Raw genomic sequence first — 22409 nt, forward strand, 5'->3', positions numbered from 1 at the left:
AAAGTCCTCTTTTCTGGTATAATCATGAGATCGCTCAAACCTGTGCGTTCAAAAGTTCCACCCATGGACGACCAAAACTTCATCAATTCCAAAATTCAAACCGATGGTCACGTCGCTTTAGCGACAGCAACCGGTGGAACGCCTTTATCTTCCATCAACCGGGAATTTGAAGAACGCACGACCATGGAAAAAGCCCAACAAATGGGCATGAGCTACATCGACATCGCCACCGTGCACGTCAATCCCGATCACCTCAAAGTGCTCACCCAAAAAGAGGCGGAAGAAGCCTTGGTGGTGCCTTTCTTTAAGCTAGGGAAGAAACTGCGACTGGCCATTGTACACCCCACTCAAGCGGCCACCCAAGATCTCATCCGAAAATTGAAAGCAGAAGGCTACGCCATCAACGTCAATCTGGCTTCTGAAAATGGCCTACGAAGAGCTTTGGAGGCGTATCGCAAGCTCGAAGGAGTCACCCCAATTCAAACAGAAAACATCGTGGACGAAGCAAAAATCACGTCCTACCAAGCGGAAATTGAAAATCTCACGGCCCTTCGCACAAAAATTCAAAGCGTCACCGCCGAAGAAGCGCTCAATGTGCTCAGCGTGGGTGCCCTTAAAACCGGTGCGTCAGACATGCACTATCAACCCGAAGAAAACAAAGTTTTAGTGCGCTTCCGCATCGACGGAGTCTTGCAACAAGTCCTAGAACTGGATTTGAACACCTATGGCTACCTCAGCAATCAGCTCAAATACAAGGCGGGCATGCATCTCAACATCAGCAATGTACCACAAGATGGACGTTACGCCTTCCTCGTCAACGGGCGCAAAATCGATGTTCGCGTTTCCTCCATTCCCACCGAATACGGCGAAAGTTTCGTCTGTCGACTGCTCGACTCCAAAAAGAAAAACCTCACTTTTGAAGAACTCGGATTCGAAAATCGCAACTTGAATTTGATCAAAAAATCCTTAGACCTAGCCAACGGAATGATACTGGTCACTGGACCTACTGGCTCCGGAAAAACAACCACGCTCTACTCCATGCTCAATGCCTTCAATCAAGCAGAAAGTAAAATCATCACCCTGGAAGACCCCATCGAATACCACCTCACGGGCATCACTCAAAGCCAGATCAATGAAAAACGCGGTTACGATTTTGCCTCGGGCTTGCGTGCCATACTTCGTCAAGACCCCGACCTCGTAATGATCGGAGAAATTCGAGACGAAGCCACTGCCGAAACCGCCGCTCAAGCTGCGCTCACCGGACACATTTTACTGTCCACTTTGCACACCAACAGCGCCATCGAAACCATTCCTCGCCTGCTGAACATCGGGCTCAAACCCTTCATGATTGCCCCTGCTCTCGGATTGGTCATGGCCCAACGCCTCGTGCGAAAAGTCTGCCCCTATTGCGTGACCCAAGTCCCCATCAAGGAACAAGAACAGAAAATCCTCAGCGCCGCGATAGATCAAATTCATACAGTGGATGCCAATCTTGCCCTCTCACTGCCTGTCACCTTGCCTTTGGCGGCGGGTTGCGAACACTGCAGTCACACTGGATTTTTAGGCCAAATTTCCATCGCAGAAATGTTTAACAATACAGAGGAATTGAAGGAAGCGATACTCGCAGAAAAATCAGCAAATGAACTCTTTAAAATCGTGCGAAAAAACGGCATGCTCACTCTGGGTGAAGACGGCATGCTCAAAGTTTTGCGTGGGGTCACAACTTTGGCGGAAGTAGAAAGGGTCACAGATATTATGCTTCAAACCACGGTATAAGATCGGTTTTGAGTTTGCACCAAAAGACCGCGCAATTCGAGTTGAGTCAGTGCTTCATAAAGCTCCACCAAACGTCCCGAAAATTCCTGCGTCAATTCACTGGAAGAACAGGGGTGCTTTTTCAAAATCTCATAAAGTTCTCGCTCCAAACCTTTCAAATGCACCGGAACGGTATGCTGTTTTTCGGGCCTCAATTTTAAAATGGGAATCAAATCGGAAGGGAGCGTCACCAAGTGAGCCCCTCGCTTGATCAGATCCAGACAGCCGATGCTCGCCTCATCTTCAATGCGTCCAGGCACACACAGCACGTCTCGGCCTTCGGTCAAAGCATGTTTAGCGGTATTGAGGGCTCCAGAAGGGTAGCCCGCTTCCACGACCAAAGTGGCGGAACAGAGTCCCGCAATCAAACGGTTTCGTAGCAAATAATCACTCTTGTACCGCTCTTCATTAGGGGCATATTCCGAAAGCAAAAGACCTCCCTTCTCAAGAATTCCCTCAGCCAGTTGCCGATGCACCGTAGGCCGCAGCACATTCAAACCCTGAGCCAGCACCGCCACGGTTTTCCCATTTCCTCGCAGCGCACCTTCATGCGCCGCCGCATCGATCCCAAAAGCCAGTCCACTCACAATGGTGACCCCCCAAGCAGCCAAACTTTCTGCAAAACGCAAAGTGGTGCTTTCTCCGCGTGCCGTACAGCGTCGCGTGCCCACCACAGCCAAACAAGGAGCTTGAAGCACCTCCAAATTCCCACTGTAATACAAGCATTCAGGAGCCGTGCCCGTTGCGGCCAAAAGCGAAGGGTAGCGCGGATCATCTCGAAACAATTTTTGAATTTCCATAGAAAATAAAAGTCATCGCTATTTTAAAAGACCGATGAGCAAAAGTCCTGAATAAAGCTTGACTAATGCAAGTCACTTGCATTAAGCTAAATTGCAACCTGAAAAAAGAATGAATATTTTAGAATCCCATTTGAGTCGCTGGAAAAAAGAAGGCTACCGCATGACCCAAAATCGCGTCGCCTTGCTGGAACTTTTTTTAAAGGAAGCCCACCCCTTATCCGCCGAAAAACTCTTAAAAAAATTAAAACAAAAACGCATCACTTTAGACCCTTCTACTCTCTATCGCGAACTCGAATTTTTGAACAAAGAAAACGTGATTCACGAAGTCCAATTCCAAGAAAAAAAACGGCACTTTGAACTCAGTTTTAAAAAACATCATCACCATCTTTATTGTCTGAAATGTGAGCACATTGAAGAAGTGGAAATGGAAGGAGAACTCGAACAAATCGAAAAAAAATTGGCTCGAAGAAGCCGCTTCAAAATCCAATCTCACCGTTTAGAATTCTTTGGCCTTTGCGCCCGTTGTACCTCTTAATTTTTGCCCTCCCACCATGAAAAAAACACTCCTAGCTCTGCTTTGTCTCCTTTTAATCCTTCCTGCCTGCAAAGAAAATGTCACAGACGAAAAAATCGATGTCGTCGCCACTTTTTATCCTCTGGCTTATTTTGCGCAGCGCGTGGGCGGCATGCATGCCAACGTGAACAATTTGGTGCCCACCGGGGGTGAACCTCACGATTTCGAACCCAGTCCACGTCAAATCGTGGAAGTGACCGAAGCCGATATGGCCTTGTATTTGGGCGAAGGTTTTGAACCTTGGATGCAAGATTTAGAAAGTGAATTGGAAGCAAAGGGAGTGGTCGCACTGGCGGTGAATCAAAAACTTCCCTTGGTGGAAGGAAAGGGAGAGCACGAAGAAGGGATTTATGATCCTCACACCTGGCTGGACCCTCTTTTGGCTCAAGAAATAGTGACGCTCATTGCTAAAGGATTCATTCAGGCAGATCCCGAAAATGAAACGGTCTACTTGGCGAATGCAGAAGCTTTGCTGCGTGAATTGCAAGCCCTTCACCAAACGTATCAAAGCGTTTTGCACACCTGTACCGAAAACACCATCCTCACTTCTCACAACGCTTTCACTTACTTGGCTGAACGTTATGACATTCAAACGCTTTCTGTGGCCGGACTTTCACCCGAAGAAGAACCCTCGGCGGATCGACTGGCCCAACTCGCAGACTTTGCTAAAGCGGAGCAAAGCAAGTACATTTTCTTTGAAACACTCGCCACGCCCGATGTGGCCAAAACCCTGGCCGACGAAGCCAGCCTCACGCCTCTACTTTTCAACCCCATTGAAGGGCTGACTCTAGAAGAAGCGGCAGCGGGTGAAAACTACTTCACGCTCATGCAAAGCAACTTGTCCAACTTGAAATTGGCTCTCATCTGCACCGATTCTTCACCGCTCTAATCATGCCCATTGCTCCTCTCATACAAGTCAAAGATCTCACGGTGGTTCGGGATGGAAACAGCATTTTGGAGCATGTGGATTTTGTCATTAAAGAAAAAGAATACGTGGGCATTGTGGGTCCCAACGGCGGTGGAAAAACCACGCTTTTGCTCACCATGCTGGGCCTGCTCAAACCCACGCGCGGCGAAGTCAAAGTCTACGGCAAAGCGGCTGAGGATCCAAAATCGCGCGAATCCATCGGTTATGTGCCGCAAACTTTTTTGGGCCAAAAATTCACCTACCCCATCACCATTGAAGAAGTGGTGGCCACCGGCATCATTCATCCGGGCTTTTGGGGAAATTTAAACAAGCGCGAATGGAAACGCGTTTATGAAAAATTGGAACTGGTGGGCATGAAGGGTTCCGAAAAAGAGTCGTTTCATACGCTTTCAGGAGGAGAGCGCCAAAGAGTCATCATTGCTCGGGCCCTGGTCAGCAACCCAGACATTTTGTTTTTGGATGAACCCTTGAGTGCCGTCGATCAACCCTCCCAAGCCACCTTTTATCAACTGCTGACTCAACTCAATAAAAAAGGACTCACCGTGGTGCTCGTGACTCACGATTTAGAAAGGGTCGCCAAACAAGTTTCTCGGGTGCTTTGCCTCAACCAAAGTCTTTATTTGAATTGCAAAACGTCCGAACTTTCTGAAGCTCACAATTGGTCCGAATTTTTTGGAGACGCCAAGGCCGTCCATCATCACTCTCATTCCTAAATGTCTATTTTTGAATACAGTTTCATGGTTCGAGCGCTGCTCGCAGGCAGCCTCATTGCAGTGGTTGCGCCACTCCTCGGAACCTTCGTCGTGGCGCGCAATACCAGCCTCATCGCAGACACGCTCGCGCATGCTGCGCTCGCGGGGGTTGGCATTGGAGTGATTTTAGGCATCTCCCCCACCTGGGGCGCGGTCGTGGTCGCCCTGCTCGCCGCCCTGGGCATTGAATACCTCATGAAGAACCATCGTTTCAGCGCAGACGCCGTGCTCGCCCTTTTCCTTTCGGGGGGCCTGGCCCTCGCCGTCGCTTTGGTGCGCGTTAAAGGCGCCGCCATCAATTTTGAAAATTATCTTTTTGGGAGCCTCATCACGGTCACCGCAGAAGAAGTATGGATTTTACTCATCACCAGCCTGGCCATGATCGGCATTATGGTGGCGTCTTGGTGGTCTTTTCTTTCCTTGTCTTTCTCAGAAGAACTCACCTCCACGCGGGGCCTCAAAACCAAAACTCTAAAAAACCTTCTCGCCTTGCTCACAGGTCTCATGGTTTCTCAATCTCTCAAAATCGTCGTTGGACTTTTAATCGGCGCCATGATGGTCATCCCTGTGCTCACGGCCATCACCCTTTGCCAAAGCGCCCGCTACAGCCTGCTCGTCTCGGTGATTTTCGCCCTGCTCTCCGTTTGGTCTGGACTCATTCTTTCGTACTACATCAATGTGCCCAGTGGCAGCGCCATCGTGCTGATGAACATCTTCTGGTTTGCCGCCGCTCTCCTGGTGAAGGGGTTTGGAACTTTTAGACATTCTTAGTTTCATGAAAAATCCTCCTGAATCGCTATCGAAAGGCTTTCTAAAAGCCCTGCTCCTCTCCTTTATTTTAGCGCTCTTTTACACCCTCGCTCAAAAATACGGACGCCCCTTCCTCCCTGAAATGTCCGATCGTTTTTTCAATCGTTTAGTGGGCGCAGCTCTTGTCCTTCCTGTCTTGGGTCTTTTCTTGCTTCGACAACGTTTCTTCAAGAACATGCGCTCAAACCCCAAAGTGGACTCCACTCAAGTGATGAAGGTGCGAGTGGAAGTGGGTGGACTGGTGAAACTTAAGAAAACGGACGCCAGTATTGACTTCATCGACTTGGTGGAAAAATGGCTGACCCAACACGTCAAAATGGCTGAGCTCCCCAAGCTCCTTGAAAAAGGCGAACTTCAGTTCACCGAAGCCGAAAACGACTACGACTTGCTCCTCGACTTCATCGAACTCGAAGATGGATCAGGCAAAATACTCGAAACCCTCATAGTGGACGCGGGGAACCTCAAACAAATCGACTTCGTTCAAAAGCTAGGGAACTGCAAACTGGAGTGGCACTGCGATCATGTGAATAGAGGCTAAATTTAAACCGCTCCTTATGCATTCTTGACGCGGCTTTCTTTTTGAATAAAGTGGAGTTAGAAAGTCCTTTGGCCCGTAGTTTATACACTACAGCTTAGCGAAAGGCCTTTCTTCTATTCAGTTGGAAAAATAGAAATAAGCCACCTCTTACCGCTGGCTTTGTCTTCTTTGATCTGTACGCAAAATTTCTCTCCTTCAAAGCTTCTGCCATAAAAGCGATGGAGAAGTTCCGAATGTTTATTCGGATTTTCTTTTGAAACAGGAACAAAACACGAATGACGAATAACCTCAATAGCACAAGGAAACAACTTCAACCGGCGAAGTAGTTCTAAGAAACTCTTTTCAAATAAAACCCAAAAGCCTTCTTTCTAATTTCAGCAAGATTTGTTCCGATGAATTTTTTAGATTTTGTTTGATAAACACGCATAAAAGAACTCTACCACGAGAAGTCCTGACAAAACTCTGAAATCAAACGTTTGATTCCAACCCCTAAACAGCTATAATTCCAACTTATTTCATCCCTCAATGTCAGAAGTTCAAAAGCCAAAAACAGGCGGAACCCTCACTCAGCCTAAAGGTTTCGTGAGTCAGCACGCCGGCAAGGCCGCCTTCATCGGAGGGATGGCAACATTATCAGGTTTGCCAAACTTGCAGCACGGAGTGGAGGCTTTTTTCACTGCCGCTGCCAAGCAGGCCGGTTACAGTACCGCCTCTGCAGTAACTTTATTGAGCTTTTATAACTTCTTAGAAAAAAGAGTGAAGTCACTTCCAGCAGAACTCGTGCCTGCAATACTCCCCACTCTGACCACAATCTTGCTCAACTACGGACTGCATAACTTAAAAGGGACTGAAGAGCCCTTACTCTCGACCTTGCCCACCGCCATTTCGGCGTCCATCGGTTTCCCAATCTGGCATGTGCGCACAAGAATCCTTCAACTCTGGAAAGACTTAGAAGATATCGAAATCAAGTTGGATTGGCCTACTTCCCTAGCGTAAACCCCTCCCCTTGAATCGTGATTCCAAGTGGCTTCACCATCACTTCTCGCCCCGCGGCTGCTTCCACTTGCCCCGCCACACAAGCCTTTAAACCGGCCTCTCCAGCCAGCGCCACCACCTTTTCCGCCTCCTCATGACTGTGCGTGTAAATTGCGAGCCCCACGCCATAATTGAAGGTTTTAAGCATCGTTTCCGTGTTCATGCCGCTGGCCTGCTCCACAAAGGTAAATACTTCTGGCACAGGCAGCATTTCTTCAATCACGTAACGGAAGTTTTGCTTAGGACGCATGAGTTTTTGCCAACCGTGTCCCGTAATGGGTTCCACATTTGAAGGACGAATCCCCGCCGCCATCACCGCCTGAACGAGCGGTGTGTACAGATGCCCCGGTGCATTGATTGCCTCCCAAAATTCCATACCGCTGGGCAATTTCGTGCGATACCCCTGAGGCAATTTTTCCGCCACACTGCGCAAAGTCGTGAATCCATTTTCATGGGGACCGCTGCTCTCCACAAACACAATAAAATCCCCTGCTCGAAGTTCACTGGAGTCGATGGATTGATACCCCGCCGGCACAAGGCCAAACAGGGCTCCCGCAATGTCCAGTTTGTCTTCAAAAATCTTGGTCTTGAGCTGAGGAGTTTCTCCTGAGAAGTAGACACATCCAACACGTCTGCACCCTTCCACAAATCCATCCAAAAAACCTTTCATAAATTCCGGCGTGAACACCCGTTCAGGCCGTGCAGAGGGCAAATACAAAGAGATCAAAATCGTCTGCATCCCCGAAGAAGCCGCATCGTTCGTCAGCGTGGACATCGTTTTAAGTCCAATATTTCTCCAAAACTTCATCCATTCCTCTCGAGTAAAATCATCCGGCCTGGCATCGTCCGCCGTGCCCAACCCTTCAGGGAGCAAAGTCACCAGCAACTGCTCCATCCCACTTTTCAAAAAAGGTTTCAAATCCAAGGCAAACACATTGGCACTCGCCCCAAAACCCCCGGGCATGAAGCCGTATTTTTCAGCAAAACCCATCGTTTTTTGGCTGGCTGCAATGAAGGCATTTTTTGCCTTATCCAGATCCACGTAATCGATACGGTCTACAGGATTCATTTGATTTTAACCTGAAAAAAATCCGAAATCGCTTGGCGCGTTCCAAAAGATACGCGTTCACCCTTGCATACCGGGCACATGTATTCGTACTTGCTCTTGTGTTTGATCGGCTCATCCACAATTTGCTTGCAATCCTTGCAATAAAACACAATGGGAGCTGGAGCGGGAGCCGCTGTTTCAGAAGAAGTGTCAGGAAGAATTTCGTCAGTCATCAGTTGTTTTCTTGGTCAGAGGATGGAGTGCCGCCGTAAGGGTTGGCACTGTGACGTCCGCCCCAAAAATTGGAGTTGTTGCCATAGTGCATAGAAGCGCCACCGGCTTGGCGCATACGAGATTGCATGAGTCGATAACGGGTCGTTGGGTCCAGAATGAGTGGATCCACAGGGCTGGCTGGCGTATTCACCGCTTGTGAAACGCGCTCTTGAGTGTAAGAAGGCCCCGCAAACGGTCGATCTTCTTGAATTTCCACTTCTTCCACCGGCTCTTCAACACTCACTTCTTCCTCCACATCCGAATCTTTTCGACGAGCGAACCACCCTGCAATCATCATGAAACCTGTCATAAAAAAGGCGAAAGTCATGCCAAAACGAGTGGATTTGGTGCTCAAATTCACTCCAAAATCAGGATGAAAGAAAATAGAAGTGGCCACCACCATCAAAAGTGCCGCTTGAAAACCCAAAAGCACACTCGCAATGCCGCCCTTTTTCTTCAAATTGAAAAAATTCTTTCCAAGCAGCGGCAAAAACATATTGAAAAAGCCAATGGCTCCCAGCCCCATCACCATGAATCCGATCAAGAAGAAAGGCCCCTGCACGCCCAAATAACTTTCTCCCACACCAAAACTGTTTCGCTCATCGTACCAGGGCATCAACGGACTGATCATGAGCCCCGCACTGGCGAGCAAAACCACCTGTTTTCGCAGAGGGAGTCGAAGAAAGCCTTGTTTCATTCGCTGAGAGAGCGACATAATGACGGGGAAAATCAATTTCAATCTATCAAAAAAAAGTCCTCCATGGCAAACAAAAGCATCGGCATCGACATTCGTGAAGCCAGTGAAAACGCAGCAGGCAAAGGCCGTTACACACTCAATTTGGTCAAAGCCCTCATTGCGCAAGCTCCCGAGCAGGACTTCATCCTCTTCACCAAAACCCCGAATCCTCATTTTCGCACCACGCAGCACGTCAAACAAATCTGCATCAAAGGGCGCGGACCCTTCTGGCATTGGAACCTGCATCGCCACCTTTTAAAAGCGCCGGTCGACTGCTTCATTGCACCCACCAGCACCATTTACCCCGCCTTTGCTCCTCGCAGTCAAAAAGTGGCCCTCGTGATTCACGACCTCATCACCTTTTTGCACGCCAAATCGCATCCGCTTTTCCCAACTCTTGTGGAGCGTCTCACCCTGCCTAGAGCCCTCAAAAAAGCCCACCTTCTTTGCCCGTCTCCGAAAACACTCTCCGCGATCTGCATAAACTTTTCCCTTTCACTCGCAAAAAGCCAGCTCTCATCGCTTCTCCTGCCGTGCCGGAAGACATTCATGCCGTGGACACGCAAAAACTCGACCTCCCCAAAAAATTCATCTTGGCCGTGGGCACGCTTCTTCCCCGCAAAAACATTGCATTACTCTTTAAAACCTTCGAATTGCTCCAAGAAAAACATCCCGATTTGCACCTGGTGGTGGTCGGATCTAAAACCAGCAAAAGCCAGAAAACCTTTGCAGCAGTTCAGGTCTTGCCCCCCCCCGTTCAAACCCGCATCCATTTTCTGGGTTCCGTCACTGGCCCCCAGCTCTGCGAGCTGTACTCGCGAGCCTTGGTTTTCGCCTTCCCTTCGTTTTACGAAGGTTTTGGAATTCCTCCCCTCGAAGCCATGGCTTGCGGCTGTCCCGTCATTGCCAGCACGTCATCCTCCATTCCCGAAGTCGTCGGAGATGCCGCGTTGCTTGCCAGCCCTCACAAGCCCATCGACTGGGCCGAAGGCATTGAGCAGCTTTTAGACCCCCTTGTCGCAAGCCGCTACCAAAAAAAAGGCCTACTCCAGGTCCAAAAATTCTCATGGAGCAAAACCGCGCAAAGCCTTTTACAGGTTCTTTAAATAGAAACCCGGCCCTTACACGCTTGATACCTCTGCACTCTTGGCACAGGGGGCTTTAGAAGGCCTTATCCCCTTTTTCTCAAATTCTTCCAATTTGGACATTGTCTAAATTGGAGCTTTTTAGCGCAATTAAATTGACGGAAACAAAAAAGAGGTTAAAGTTAAGGCTTACCCTTTTTTTCACCAGCCATGTCCGCTGCCCCCTCCTGCTGTCCCAGCTGCCTCCCAAAGCCACCAGACAACCCTCACACCCTAGGGGAAGAAATAGCGAAGATTGCCGAAAGTGAAAAAAAGCCCATTGAAGACATAAGAGCCGCAGTACTAGCTTTATTGGCAGCTCATGGGATTGAATCGGAAGGAGTAGAAAATGCCATTGGAACCCCAAAATCACAAGGTTTACCGTTGGAAGACGGTGCACGTTGCATAACTCTTGGCCCTGCTTGGGCAACACTCTATAAAATTGGGGACGCTCCTAGAGATGGAATAACGAACGGCACACAAATCACAATTGTATGCAGCACCTACAACGGGAACTGTGGGCCAAAACCAACCACTGAAACCACAGCCCATACCGTGGATGGGAAGCAAATTTCAGTTGCCACACCCTACCAACTCAATGTCACCCTGCCAAATCAAGGCTTCTACTTCAGGGTGGCTTAGGAGGGGGTATTGTCAGAAAGGACTAAACCGCTACAATAAGACCTTCCCTCTACTCTTCCCTTAGATTAAAAATATATGGCCAACTCGCAAAACCCAACCCTAGCACAACATATTAAAGATCATTGCACACCAGCAAGCTGGAACAAGAGGGAGGATGTAGTGAGGATGGCCTTAGGAGCTGTTAACATAAGACTTTGAGTAAAAGTGCCACAAGGCAGAGGGAGATAAAGGAGGCATACATCAGGTCTAATTTGTCATAGCGAGTTGAAATTCTTCTGTAATTTTTCATTCGGTGAAATAGGCGTTCAATCTCGTTGCGGTAGGCATAAATGTTCTTGTTGTATTCCCACGGAAATTTCATTTTGCCTTTGGAGGAACGACTGGAGTTATGCCTTTTCTTTGCACAGCTCCAGAACTTTGTAGCATGAATAACCTTTGTCCATAGCCAAATGATCTACTGTTTTTGGAAACGAATAATCTCTCAAAATTTGTTTTCCAACTTTCACATCGCTCACTTCACCACCTGTTAAAACAAAGTGCATCCCATGATCTGGATCTCCAGCAATCATGTGAATTTTTGTAGTGTACCCACCTCTACTTCGGCCTAACGCTTGTGGCCCCTTTTTTTCATGGCTCCCGCTGCACTGTGGTGCGCTCTATTTGTTGTACTGTCCAGGAAAGCTATTCGCACTTGAAGTACATCTGCTACTTCAAGTGCTCTAAGCATTTGTCCAAAAGTCCAGATTCGCTCCACCGTTTGTATCTTGTATAAATCGTGTGCCAGTCATTCTCTTTTCTCTGTAATCGTAGGGCATTTGTCTCCATGCGCACCCTGTTTTAAGTACATAACAAATGGCATCCATGCAACGTTTCAGTGGAATCTTTTCAGGCTTTCTGGGCTTTGGAAAATAAGGCTGGATCAGTTTGAACTGTTCATCCGTTAGCATCTGGTACATGGCGTTAGGGTTAGAGTAACTTCACTCTACACCACTCCTCTATTTATGTTAACAGCTCCTAGAAGCAATATGCGAACATTATCAAGTTGAGGTAGACGCAGTCTTGCAGACTGTTGGTCAACCTGCTCAAGAGGGATTGCCATCCCCTAGAGAGGAAGGCAATGTTTACATTCATCTAAACCACTCAAGAATAGACATTACAGAAATTGGCCCCCAATATGGAGTTGTGGGTAGTACTCCAACGACCATCAAGCAAGTTGACGGTAGAGAGCCTGCTATGAGCTTAAAACAAGTGCATGAAGTAAAGAGAGGAGGCGTGAGCTACCCGAGCCGATTGGAGGCCTTAAGAATTGAAGAAGAAAAGCAGACAGGGAGAGCAGTTGAAGCCGAAATATCAATAGCTCAAGAGCCGTACTTTACTCATGATGGGACAACAGTGTTTTCAGAAAAGTTTAATTATGAACCATCCAGGTTGGCTGTCACATTAAAGCCGGGACACTTGTATGGCGATTCATTACGCAGGGAGCCTCATTCCTTCCTCAGAGCAGAGGGAGGGTTTTACTTCCTCATCGCCAATAACCCCTCAAACTCCCCCACCATGCTGTCCAAACGGTAATGGCTTTTCACAAAAGCCTGGCCATGTTTGCCCAAGGCCGCTCGCAGTACGGGGTCTTTTTGCAGTCGTTTGAAAGCCTTGTCCAGTTCGGCCACACGGGGCTCCACAATCCATGCGTCGCGGGAATGCACGAGGTCCGCCGCAATGCCACAAACGTTCGTCAAAAGCACCGGCGTTCCAAAGTGCATCGCCTCCGCCGCGACCATCCCAAACGGATCCATTTCCCGTGACGCTAGCACGAACAAATCACTGCGTTTATAAAGCTCCATCAGCTCCCCGCGAGGCAGCGAATTCACGAAGCGCACACGGCTCAAATCCGCCTTATTTTCGAGCGCTTTTTTCAGCGGTCCTTCACCGACCACCACCAGCCTCACTTCAGGTTTAGAATGGACAAGATGGACAAGCATGTCCACTCCTTTATCAGGTGTCAAACGCGCCACAGTAGACACCACGAACGGACTTGTCCACTCCGGCTGTTTCACCCCTCCTGCCCCCGACAAAAACTTCAGCAAATCTGGGCGCAATTCACTCGCCTTTTCCACCATCACCGCGCAAGAAATGGGGGCCAGTCGAGGGCTCACTCCGCGCTCCGAAATCAGCGGCCTCACATACCCCACCATGGCATTCGAAGTGACCACCACTGTCGCCCAACGGGAGCACCAGCGATACACCCCGCGCCATGGATTTTTTGTGATCCAACGTCCGATGCGCGCATGTTCTATCCACAGCGTTCGCATTCCAAAAAAATGAGCCCACGGCGTCATCAAAAGTTTCTCACCCAGCGAGAGCATCAAAACCGCAGTCACTCCCCAGCGCCGCCGCGCACGCCACAAAAGCAGCCCCGCCTTCACGAAAAGCAGCGGACTCAGCATCGTAAACGCCAGCAGCCAAAACTTCGTCACAGGGGGCTTGCCCAGCCGCGCCCATTTCACATCAAAATGAGCTTCTTTAAAGGCTTTGCCCAAAACAGGACAGGAACCCAAGTAAAAACTTGGAACGCCCTTTTTATCGAGTTCCTTGACCAAGGTGAGCGTGTGCAATTCCTCCCCGCCCCATTGACTTCGATAGGGAAAACGAGTGACAAGCAGTCGAGCTTTCGCTAGAGTTTTCATGTAACGGTACCCATGAAAGCAAAAAAGCCTCAAAAATTCCAGGTCATTGGTCTCCTCGGAAAAAACAAAATAGAGGAACAGGCTATCTATCTTAAAGAATTAAAGACTTATTTTGACAAGAGAAACTGCACCCTGCTATGGGACGATTATTGCGGACCAGTGCTAGGAAAGGACCATCAATCCACTCGCGCTACCATCCTCAAAAAATGTGATTTGGTGCTCAGTCTTGGAGGGGATGGAACTTTGCTCAAACTCATTCGAGACCTGCCGCTGCGCAAGGACCTTTATGTGCTTGCCGTTAATCTGGGCACTTTGGGCTTCAATACCGAAGTGTCTGAGCCCACAAAAGTGTTTCCGTTTCTGAACGAAATCTTTGCAGGTCAATATCACAGTGATGAACGACTTCTTCTCCGAGCCACTCTCTATCGCAAAGGCAAAAAAATCGCCACGCACTTGGCGCTCAACGAAGCCGTGATCAACCAGGGCAACTTCGCGCGACTCATTGGACTTTACTGCGAAATCGACCAACGCAAAATGATTGAATTCAAGGCGGATGGAATCATCGTGGCCACTCCAACAGGTTCCACAGGCCATTCTCTTTCGGCGGGCGGGCCCATCATCCATCCACGGATTGAAGGTTTTGTTTTCACTCCCATTTGTCCCGCTGAACTCAGCGTTCGCCCGATTGTGATCCCCAGCAACCGACAACTCACCATTCGCGTCGACACCGAACGCCGTTACGCCGACAACAAAATCGGACTCACCATCGACGGCCAGATCATGGTTCCCGTTGAGTACGGAGACGTGGTTAAAATCCGTGCGTCCCACCGTCGCCTTCGTCTCATCCGTGCGGCAACCAAAGCCAGCGGCGGCGGCAACTATTACAAACTTTTGCGCGAAAAACTCCGTTGGGGCAAACGAGGGTGACTAGGATTTTAAGTGAGTCCAATCAAACACACGCCGCCAAAACTTAGAAAAGAGATCATCACACCGAACAAAACAAGGAAAATCTTTTTCTTGTTTTTGAAAAACAAAAATCCAAAAAGCACAGCTGCTATTCCACTCAAAGTGAAAAGCCAACCATTGGGAAGAGTGATACCAAAGACGCCCACAAAAAGCTGCAGTAAGGGTATCATCAATAAGAGCTCCAAGCGTGGACCTATTTGAGAAGGAAAGACAAGAAAATCTCCCAAAAGAGTTCCTAAAAAAGTAGCAGATAAATAGACAATAAACAATGCAGTCTTTTTCCCAGAAAAACGAGTATTAAGCATACAATAGACTTATAAAGCTGCCTGCGCCGCCGCGAGTCTCGCAACCGGTACGCGATAAGGGCTGCAACTCACGTAGTCGAGGCCGATTTCATGGCAGAACATCACAGAGCGAGGTTCTCCCCCATGTTCGCCACAAATCCCGATTTCAAGGCCAGGCTTCGTGCCACGGCCAAGTTTAACCGCCATACGCATCAGTTGCCCAACCCCCTCTTGATCGATGGTTTCGGTGGGGTTTTCCTCCAAAATATGGTGTTCGGTGTAGAATGGCAAGAACGCACCGGCATCGTCACGGCTGAGCCCGAAGGTCATCTGGGTGAGGTCGTTGGTTCCAAAACTGAAGAAATCCGCGTGATTCGCAATTTGATCGGCCACAATACAAGCACGAGGCAATTCAATCATGGTGCCCACCTTCCAATCGAAGTCCAAAGGTTGCATTTCAGCCGCCACTTTTTCGACGAGCGCGCGCAGTTTTTTGAGTTCATTCACATGTCCCACAAGAGGAATTTCAATCTCCACAATGGGCTTGATTCCATCGAGCACCACAGCCTTCGCAGCTTCAAAAATGGCGCGGACTTGCATCTCATAAATTTCAGGCATCGTGATGCCCAGACGACATCCGCGGTGCCCCAGCATTGGGTTGAATTCGTGCAAAGAATCCACCGTTTTCTTCAAAGCTTCAAAATCCACGCCCATCTCTTGAGCCACAGCTTTGATCTTTCCATCCGTGTTGGGCAAAAACTCGTGCAATGGGGGGTCCAGCAAACGCACGGTCACAGGGTAACCGTTCATCACACGGAAAATGCCTTTGAAATCTTCACGTTGCACAGGGAGTAGCTTGGCCAAAGGTTCCTTGCGAGCCTCGGCATCGCGAGACAAAATCATTTGTCGCACATACATAATGCGATCTTCATCAAAAAACATGTGCTCGGTACGGCAGAGTCCAATCCCTTCAGCGCCCAAACGGCGAGCCACCTCAGCATCGTGAGGTGTGTCGGCGTTGGTGCGAATTTTGAGGCGACGCACCTCATCGGCCCACTTCATAAGAGTGTCGAAGTCTTCGTCGAGAGAAGCTTCTACGGTAGGGGCCGCTCCTGCTAAAATTTCTCCCGTCGCTCCATCGAGCGTGATCACATCCCCTTCTCGAAAAAGATTCACGCCAATCATCAGCGTCTTGGCCTTATCATCCACAATCGCATCCTTACAACCCGCAATACAAGGCTTACCCATTCCACGAGCCACCACCGCAGCGTGACTGGTCATTCCTCCGGTTGAGGTCAAAATGCCCTGAGACGCATGCATGCCATGAATGTCTTCGGGGCTGGTCTCCTTGCGCACAAGTATCACTTTTTCGCCTTCTTCAGCCAGGCGGTAAGCTTCGTCAGCACTGAACACCACCTTCCCCACAGCCGCCCCCGGGGAGGCCGGCAAGCCACGGGCCAAAATCTCGCGTTTAAAAGCCGGATCTATGCTGGGGTGCAGCAAGGCATTCAATTGGTTAGGATCGATGCGTTTAAGGGCCTCTTTTTGCGTAATCAGCCCTTCGTTCACCATTTCTACGGCAATACGAACCGCCGCACGAGCCGTGCGCTTACCATTGCGCGTTTGAAGCATGAAGAGTCGGCCCTTTTCAATGGTGAATTCAATGTCTTGCATATCGCGATAATGGTTCTCAAGCAAACGTTGCACTTCGTTGAGTTGTTCAAACATGGCGGGCATTTGGTCACGCAGCGCTGAAAGTTTTTCAGGTGTACGAATTCCGGCCACCACATCCTCTCCTTGCGCATTGCAAAGGAATTCTCCAAAAAATTCTTTTTCTCCAGTGGACGGGTTGCGGGTGAAGGCCACTCCGGTTCCACAGTCATCTCCCATGTTTCCAAACACCATGGATTGCACGTTCACGGCGCTTCCCATGTTGTGAGGCATGCCATGCAAGTTGCGATACGTGATCGCGCGCTTTCCATTCCAAGACTTGAACACCGCAATGATCGCGAGTTCCAATTGTTCACGAGGATCTTCAGGGAAAGGCCTTCCGCTGTGTTCTTGCACGATTTGCTTGAAAACGGCCACAAGACGCTTCCAGTCGGCCGCATCCATATCAGTGTCCAGTTCCACCCCCTTTTCTTTCTTAGCCGCTTCCAAGGCTGCTTCAAAATGATCGTGCGCAATGTTTAAAACCACGTTTCCAAACATGGTCACAAAACGGCGATACGCGTCGTAAGAAAAGCGAGGATTGTCGGTTTGTTCAATCAGAGCCTCCACCGTTTGATCATTGAGTCCCAAGTTGAGAATCGTATCCATCATTCCGGGCATAGAAACCTTCGCCCCAGAGCGCACACTCACCAGCAGAGGATTCTTGGTGTCCCCAAAACCCTTCCCCATTTTATGTTCGAGTTCGTCCATCTTTTCGTCCAGTTCGTCGTAGAAGCCTTGTGGGAAATCCCCTTTTTCCAAATAGTAGTTGCACACCTCGGTCGTGATCGTGAATCCGAATGGAACCGGCAATCCAAGGGCGCTCATTTCAGCGAGCCCGGCGCCTTTCCCTCCAAGGAGGTCACGCATGTCTTTGTTGCCTTCGTTGAATGCATAAATGTGCTTCATGGGTTGGGGAGTAAAAAGAGGTGATTTAAGGTTAGAATAGACAGCAGTCTAGACAGCATGGACAGTCTTGTCCACTTTAAAGGGAACGGCGAGCTTTATAGGCCTCTTCAATACGACGCAGAGCAGAAATGAAAGCCGCTTCACGGAAAGTAGCATTGTACTTCTTCGCATTTGCAGAGATGTCCTGCCATGCACTGACCATAATGGGCTTGAGTTTTTCTTGAACCTCTTCGGCAGACCAGTAGTAATTGGCTTGGTTTTGCACGAGTTCAAAATAACTCACCGTCACTCCTCCGGCATTGGCCAAAATGTCCGGGATCACCGGCACTCCTTTACCTTTCAAAATCTCATCCGCTTCGGGGGTCACCGGTCCATTGGCAAGTTCCAAAATGACCTTGGCTTGGACAGCCGCTGCATTGTCTTTATGAACCTGGTTTTCAAGGGCAGACAAGACAAGAATGTCGACATTCAAAGTGAGCAGTTGTTCATTCGTGATCACTTGGCTGTTCGCACCGGCTTCCAGGCAATCCGCCACAGAACCCTTAGACGCCTTGCCACTCATCACCATTGGAATATTGAGCCCCTCCGCTGCGTAAAGTCCACTCTTGGAGTCGGACACGGCCACGACTTTGAAGCCTTTCTCTGCCAAAAATTTCGCCATGAAGGACCCGGCATTTCCAAAGCCCTGAATCGCCACCGTCAATCCCTCCGCTGCCTTGCCATTTTCACGCAAATATTCTTCCAAAATATAGACTCCTCCTTGACTGGTTGCGGTGTCGCGTCCTTTGGAACCTCCGGCAGGCAAAAGTTTTCCCGTCACCACTCCAAGCACGTTGCGACCTTGAAGTTTGGAGTATTCATCGGCAATCCATCCCATGATTTGAGGAGTCGTATAAACATCCGGCGCAGGCACATCCACCTCGGGCCCAATAAAGGGAGCGATGGCACGGGTGTACTCACGAGTCATGGCTTCGAGTTCACGAGGGGAAAGTTTTTTAGGATCGACAACAATACCGCCCTTTCCTCCACCCAGAGGGATGCCCACCACAGCACACTTTAAGGTCATCCAAGCAGAAAGCGCCTTCACTTCCCCAAGATCCACATCGGGATGGAAACGGATCCCACCTTTGTAAGGGCCACGAATCGAATTGTGCTGGCAGCGGTAGCCTTGGAACACTCGCCAGGTGCCATTGTCCATTTGAACCGGCACAGACACTTCTAAAATGCGTTCGTGGCGACTGATGAGCTCACGAACAGCGGGATGAAGCCCCATGAGATCAGAAGCCTTAGCAATCTGAGCCAGGGTGTTTTCGAAGAGCGACATGGAAAAAGGTTAAAGAAATCGCAAAAAGTCTAAGACTCGCTACCTCGCCCCGCAAGACGATTTTAGATTTTTAGTAAGCTCAATGCTTTTTTCGAAGGACAAATCGCATCCATCTCAAAGCTTTTTGAATCCATTGAAAGGAGCTTTTTGGCCTTTGCCGTTCATGCTGAAGTTCGGCTTGCAGACGCTCCAAAATGGTGATGAGTATCAACTTTTCTTTATGAGCCAGTTGGACAAGTTCAAAGAGCTGTCGACTGGACACCGTTTCTTTGTCCAAAGCGGTGTCTAAGGGGTGGGGAAGGGGGGTGCTTTCCAACACATAATAATCATTCTCCAAAAAGACCTCCGGTTTAGAGCTCACTTCCTGTAAAGGCGGATACCCAGGAATTTCCACCCGTTCGATTTGCTGAATCTGCAATCGGGGAAAGCGTAGGGCCATGGAAGCCTTCGACACCGCGTATTGAAAACCCTGAGGAGTTTGAACCTGTTTGGCGCTCAATTCACCTTTTTTAATCAAACGGCGCACCGTTTGCGTCGACTTTCCCAAAAGATCAGCCGCTTCCTGAAGTGTCAATAAGCCCTCATCCATTCGACTCGATTAGTCAAGACTTTGTATAGGCGGTTTTTGGCTTAAAGTAAAGCTAAAACAGGATATGACTAGTCAACTCGTCAGTCTTTGACTAGTCAGGATGGTCAGCTGCTCAACACCTGTTGACTAATCAAAAGTTAATTAATCAACATTCGACTAGTCAACTAATCAACATAAAAATCAAACCTGAAATTGTGCAAAACTTCTTTCCAATCCACGGCCGCCGTCTTTTTTCCTAAAATTTCAAAAAATCCCACGTCGCCCCCTTTTTTTCCAACGTTTTTCTTTGATTTTTTTTTCGAAGTGCTAAGATAAGGCCCATGGAAAACATACGCCTTTCCTGGGATCTCTTCGTACTCGTCTTCTTCGGGGTTGTCATCGCCTACAGTTTCATCATTGGGCGCAATCAAACCATCAAAATCATCATTGCTTCTTACATGGCAATTTTGACCGCTGATGGCCTCGGCAACTTATTTGAAACTTATGTGCTCCCCACCGCTCCAAGCTTGCAAGGGGAGGCGGGCCTTCAGGTATTGGTCCTGCTCAAGATTTTCGTTTTCGTGCTGACCATTGTGCTTTTAGCCATTCGCGGAGGCTTCCGAGTGGATTTGGGCCTCGAAAATTCCGTAGTGACGCGCATCTTGGCCAACTTGAGTTTTGGTTTTTTAAATGCAGGACTCATGGTGAGCACCCTGCTGGTATACCTGACGGGGGGGTCTTTTGTGATGGGCACCGTGCAAACCGGCTTGTCCATAAACCTCTACGCCCAATCTGAGTTCATTCAGACTATTATCGATCATTATGATGTTTGGTTTGCTCTTCCAGCTTTGGCTATAGTGCTGGTGAGTTTTTTCCAGCCCCAGGAAGAATAATGGACTTGCATCCAAGGACCGAGCTCCCTAAAATACGCTGGCACAGGCTCATTTGCCTTGCATGGGGGACAGTAGCTCAGTCGGTAGAGCAACAGCCTTTTAAGCTGATGGTCCTGGGTTCGATTCCCAGCTGTCCCACCAGATTTTGTACACCCGTTTTCCACAATTCTCGTCACTGTCCAGTGGCGAAGTGGAAGCTTCCATTTTGACTAATCAAAGGCACTTTTTCAGGTTAAAACCACCTAGACAGCCCTTCAAAAAAGATCCGCTTAGTTTTCCACGGATCTTGCACAAAAGTCGTCACTGCCTCCGGCGAATTCGACGCAAATCCAAAGCTAAAAAAGCCCAAAACCTTTCGTCACTTCGGTTCCGCTTTCTTTAGCGAGTTCTTCATAAAGTTCTTTTTCACGACGCGTGAGTTTTTCGGGCACTTTCAAATGGATTCTCACTTTATGGTCACCCAATTTTTCGGAGCGTAGGGAAGGGGCTCCCTTGTCTTTCAAAGTGAATTCCGTAGCACTCTGAGTTCCAGCTGGAATTTTTAAACTCACTTTTCCATGCACCGTATCCACTTTGATGTTGGCTCCTAGTACCCCTTGCAGCATCGGAATGCTTTCTTCCGAAAACACCGTCGCGCCGTCGCGAGAAAATTTAGGATGGGGACTCACACGGATGTGCAAAAACAAATCGCCATAAGTTCCGCCATAGAGCCCGGCAGCTCCGCGGCCTTTCAAACGAATGGTCGTGCCGTTTTCAATTCCCTTGGGAATGGTAACGCTGATTTCATTTTTCTTTTTGAGGCGGGTTTGCCCTTTGCATTCGCGGCACACTTGTTCAGGAATTTCCCCGCGTCCTTCACAAACCGGGCACACCTGTACACTGCTGATTTGTCCTAAAATCGTTTGTCGGGTCATTCTCACTTGGCCCTTTCCTCCACACTGTTCACATTTTTTCACAGCGGTGTTCGGCTCGTGGCCTTGACCCCCGCAATGTTCGCAGACTTCAGGCTTGGTGATTTCCAAATGTTTGGTGGTTCCAAAAACAGCCTCTTCAAATTTAATGTCCAATTCCGTTTCAATGTCCTTTCCTCGGCTGGGACCTTTGACCTTGCTTTCCCTACCCGAAAACCCGCCCCCTCCGAATCCTCCTCCAAAGAAATTTTCAAAGATGTCGGCAAAGCCGTTGAAATCATTGGGATTGAAGCCCTGCCCTCCAAAACCATTAAAACCCTGTCCGCCGAAACCGGCATCGGCGCTGCCAAATTGATCATAGCGTTGGCGTTTTTGAGCGTCCGATAGCACTTCATAGGCTTCTTGAACTTCTTTGAACTGAGCCTCTGTCGCCGTATTGCCTGGATTTTTATCGGGATGAAGTTCTTGAGCTTTTTTTCGATAGGCCTTTTTGAGTTCCGCTTCGCTCGCATTTTTGTTCACCCCTAAAATGTCGTAGAAATTTTTCATCCCCCTTACTTTAATTTAAACTCTGATTTTAGCAAGTGCTAAAATGCCATATTAAACAAAAAAGACAAGCCAATCTCTCCTTAAGAGGAACAGTGAATTCGCCTCAATTTTAAGCCCAAAATGGCTTTTTTAGAGCAGTTTTGAACCTGTACAGAAGACAAATGCTTTTTTGAACCTGTTCTTTTAGAGTGGACAACTTTGTCCACCTTGTCCATTAAGCCTTGAAAGAGCCAAGAAGGATGTCTAAACTTTCCGCGTATCCCCTTGGGTCCCATCGTCTAGGGGTCTAGGACACAGGATTCTCATTCCTGGAACCGGGGTTCAAATCCCCGTGGGATCACCAGTCAAGTAGGGAATGACTATATTGTCCTGTCAAGCAATTAGCTGAAACACCCTGTCTACTTGCCCCGTTATTATAGACAGTCGCCAAACCAAAATAAAACTCTCGCTGAATCTACGAACATTCCACTTTCCGTTCCTTGAAAAATCGCGCAAGTTAAAAAATGAAAAAGAGTTGAAGAAAAATCCTTGTATCC

Annotated in this window: 24 protein-coding genes and 2 tRNA genes; 13 read left to right on the forward strand and 13 right to left on the reverse strand. The window is 48.7% G+C overall.

The features are described from left to right. The first annotated feature begins 63 nt into the window (after positions 1-63). Positions 64-1776 (forward strand): type II/IV secretion system protein, encoded by a 1713-nt coding sequence (locus tag IPG41_05535; protein QQR54623.1) that lies wholly within the window; start codon positions 64-66, stop codon positions 1774-1776. On the opposite strand, the gene dprA is transcribed toward IPG41_05535, so the two are convergent. Beyond that, positions 1761-2615: a DNA-protecting protein DprA gene (dprA, locus tag IPG41_05540; protein ID QQR54624.1), complete on the reverse strand. Its 855-nt coding sequence runs from the start codon at positions 2613-2615 to the stop codon at positions 1761-1763. The genes IPG41_05535 and dprA overlap by 16 nt on opposite strands. A 109-nt stretch (positions 2616-2724) precedes the next feature. On the opposite strand from dprA, the gene IPG41_05545 reads away from it, so the two are divergent. The 6 genes from IPG41_05545 (at position 2725) to IPG41_05570 (ending at position 7213) form a co-directional block, all read left to right on the forward strand. Continuing rightward, on the forward strand, positions 2725-3150 hold the full coding sequence (locus IPG41_05545) for a transcriptional repressor (GenBank protein ID QQR54625.1): 426 nt from the start codon (positions 2725-2727) through the stop codon (positions 3148-3150). A gap of 16 nt (positions 3151-3166) precedes the next feature. After that, positions 3167-4078 (forward strand): zinc ABC transporter substrate-binding protein, encoded by a 912-nt coding sequence (locus tag IPG41_05550; GenBank protein QQR54626.1) that lies wholly within the window; start codon positions 3167-3169, stop codon positions 4076-4078. Positions 4079-4080: 2 nt separating this feature from the next. After that, a complete protein-coding gene (locus tag IPG41_05555) occupies positions 4081-4830 on the forward strand; it encodes a metal ABC transporter ATP-binding protein (protein QQR54627.1) in 750 nt (249 codons plus the stop codon). After that, positions 4831-5640 (forward strand): metal ABC transporter permease, encoded by an 810-nt coding sequence (locus IPG41_05560; protein ID QQR54628.1) that lies wholly within the window; start codon positions 4831-4833, stop codon positions 5638-5640. A gap of 4 nt (positions 5641-5644) precedes the next feature. Further along, a complete protein-coding gene (locus IPG41_05565; protein ID QQR54629.1) occupies positions 5645-6217 on the forward strand; it encodes a hypothetical protein in 573 nt (190 codons plus the stop codon). Between the two features lie 525 nt (positions 6218-6742). Continuing rightward, positions 6743-7213 carry a hypothetical protein gene (locus IPG41_05570; protein QQR54630.1) on the forward strand — a complete coding sequence of 157 codons (471 nt, stop codon included), beginning with the start codon at positions 6743-6745 and terminating at the stop codon, positions 7211-7213. Here IPG41_05570 and IPG41_05575 read toward each other — a convergent pair. The 3 genes from IPG41_05575 to IPG41_05585 are packed head-to-tail and all read right to left on the reverse strand — an operon-like array spanning position 7197 to position 9555. Beyond that, positions 7197-8321, reverse strand: a complete 1125-nt coding sequence (locus IPG41_05575; GenBank protein QQR54631.1) for a phosphoribosylformylglycinamidine cyclo-ligase — start codon at positions 8319-8321, stop codon at positions 7197-7199. The two genes, IPG41_05570 and IPG41_05575, sit on opposite strands and share 17 nt — an antisense overlap. Beyond that, a complete protein-coding gene (locus IPG41_05580) occupies positions 8318-8533 on the reverse strand; it encodes a hypothetical protein (protein ID QQR54632.1) in 216 nt (71 codons plus the stop codon). Before IPG41_05580 ends, IPG41_05575 begins: the two co-directional genes overlap by 4 nt. After that, the gene (locus IPG41_05585; protein QQR54633.1) at positions 8533-9555 is read right to left on the reverse strand and encodes a hypothetical protein; all 1023 of its coding nucleotides are present in this window, start codon (positions 9553-9555) and stop codon (positions 8533-8535) included. The genes IPG41_05580 and IPG41_05585 overlap by 1 nt, the downstream gene beginning before the upstream one ends. Before the next feature lie 200 nt (positions 9556-9755). Here IPG41_05585 and IPG41_05590 point away from each other — a divergent pair, with 200 nt between their 5' ends. Together IPG41_05590 and IPG41_05595 are read left to right on the forward strand one after the other, a co-directional pair. Beyond that, positions 9756-10415: a glycosyltransferase family 4 protein gene (locus IPG41_05590; protein QQR54634.1), complete on the forward strand. Its 660-nt coding sequence runs from the start codon at positions 9756-9758 to the stop codon at positions 10413-10415. Positions 10416-10604: 189 nt separating this feature from the next. After that, complete coding sequence (locus tag IPG41_05595) at positions 10605-11075, forward strand: hypothetical protein (GenBank protein QQR54635.1); 471 nt, start codon at positions 10605-10607, stop codon at positions 11073-11075. A gap of 181 nt (positions 11076-11256) precedes the next feature. On the opposite strand, the gene IPG41_05600 is transcribed toward IPG41_05595, so the two are convergent. From IPG41_05600 to IPG41_05615, 4 genes are all read right to left on the reverse strand, one after another. After that, entirely contained in the window at positions 11257-11436 is a 180-nt protein-coding gene (locus IPG41_05600) for a transposase (GenBank protein ID QQR54636.1), read from the reverse strand. A 25-nt stretch (positions 11437-11461) separates the two neighbouring features. Then, positions 11462-11644: a hypothetical protein gene (locus tag IPG41_05605; GenBank protein QQR54637.1), complete on the reverse strand. Its 183-nt coding sequence runs from the start codon at positions 11642-11644 to the stop codon at positions 11462-11464. 150 nt (positions 11645-11794) lie between these two features. Continuing rightward, entirely contained in the window at positions 11795-12031 is a 237-nt protein-coding gene (locus tag IPG41_05610) for a transposase (protein QQR54638.1), read from the reverse strand. A gap of 558 nt (positions 12032-12589) precedes the next feature. Further along, entirely contained in the window at positions 12590-13759 is a 1170-nt protein-coding gene (locus IPG41_05615) for a glycosyltransferase family 4 protein (protein QQR54639.1), read from the reverse strand. A 12-nt stretch (positions 13760-13771) separates the two neighbouring features. On the opposite strand from IPG41_05615, the gene IPG41_05620 reads away from it, so the two are divergent. After that, entirely contained in the window at positions 13772-14686 is a 915-nt protein-coding gene (locus IPG41_05620; protein QQR54640.1) for an NAD(+)/NADH kinase, read from the forward strand. A gap of 8 nt (positions 14687-14694) precedes the next feature. On the opposite strand, the gene IPG41_05625 is transcribed toward IPG41_05620, so the two are convergent. From IPG41_05625 to IPG41_05640, 4 genes are all read right to left on the reverse strand, one after another. Beyond that, positions 14695-15030: a hypothetical protein gene (locus tag IPG41_05625; protein ID QQR54641.1), complete on the reverse strand. Its 336-nt coding sequence runs from the start codon at positions 15028-15030 to the stop codon at positions 14695-14697. Between the two features lie 9 nt (positions 15031-15039). Then, positions 15040-17628 carry a pyruvate, phosphate dikinase gene (locus tag IPG41_05630; protein QQR54642.1) on the reverse strand — a complete coding sequence of 863 codons (2589 nt, stop codon included), beginning with the start codon at positions 17626-17628 and terminating at the stop codon, positions 15040-15042. 76 nt (positions 17629-17704) lie between these two features. Beyond that, complete coding sequence (locus tag IPG41_05635; GenBank protein ID QQR54643.1) at positions 17705-18952, reverse strand: Glu/Leu/Phe/Val dehydrogenase; 1248 nt, start codon at positions 18950-18952, stop codon at positions 17705-17707. Between the two features lie 79 nt (positions 18953-19031). Beyond that, a complete protein-coding gene (locus IPG41_05640; protein QQR54644.1) occupies positions 19032-19541 on the reverse strand; it encodes a helix-turn-helix domain-containing protein in 510 nt (169 codons plus the stop codon). A gap of 320 nt (positions 19542-19861) precedes the next feature. Here IPG41_05640 and IPG41_05645 point away from each other — a divergent pair, with 320 nt between their 5' ends. Beyond that, positions 19862-20413, forward strand: a complete 552-nt coding sequence (locus tag IPG41_05645; protein QQR54645.1) for a hypothetical protein — start codon at positions 19862-19864, stop codon at positions 20411-20413. A gap of 65 nt (positions 20414-20478) precedes the next feature. Next, positions 20479-20554: transfer RNA gene (locus IPG41_05650), tRNA-Lys, on the forward strand. A gap of 194 nt (positions 20555-20748) precedes the next feature. On the opposite strand, the gene dnaJ is transcribed toward IPG41_05650, so the two are convergent. After that, the gene (dnaJ, locus tag IPG41_05655; protein QQR54646.1) at positions 20749-21873 is read right to left on the reverse strand and encodes a molecular chaperone DnaJ; all 1125 of its coding nucleotides are present in this window, start codon (positions 21871-21873) and stop codon (positions 20749-20751) included. Positions 21874-22140: 267 nt separating this feature from the next. On the opposite strand from dnaJ, the gene IPG41_05660 reads away from it, so the two are divergent. Next, a tRNA-Glu gene (locus IPG41_05660) sits at positions 22141-22216 on the forward strand. The last annotated feature ends 193 nt before the right edge of the window (positions 22217-22409 follow it).

It is taken from the genome of Candidatus Peregrinibacteria bacterium (assembly GCA_016699145.1).
Lineage (GTDB): Bacteria > Patescibacteriota > Gracilibacteria > UBA1369 > 2-02-FULL-48-14.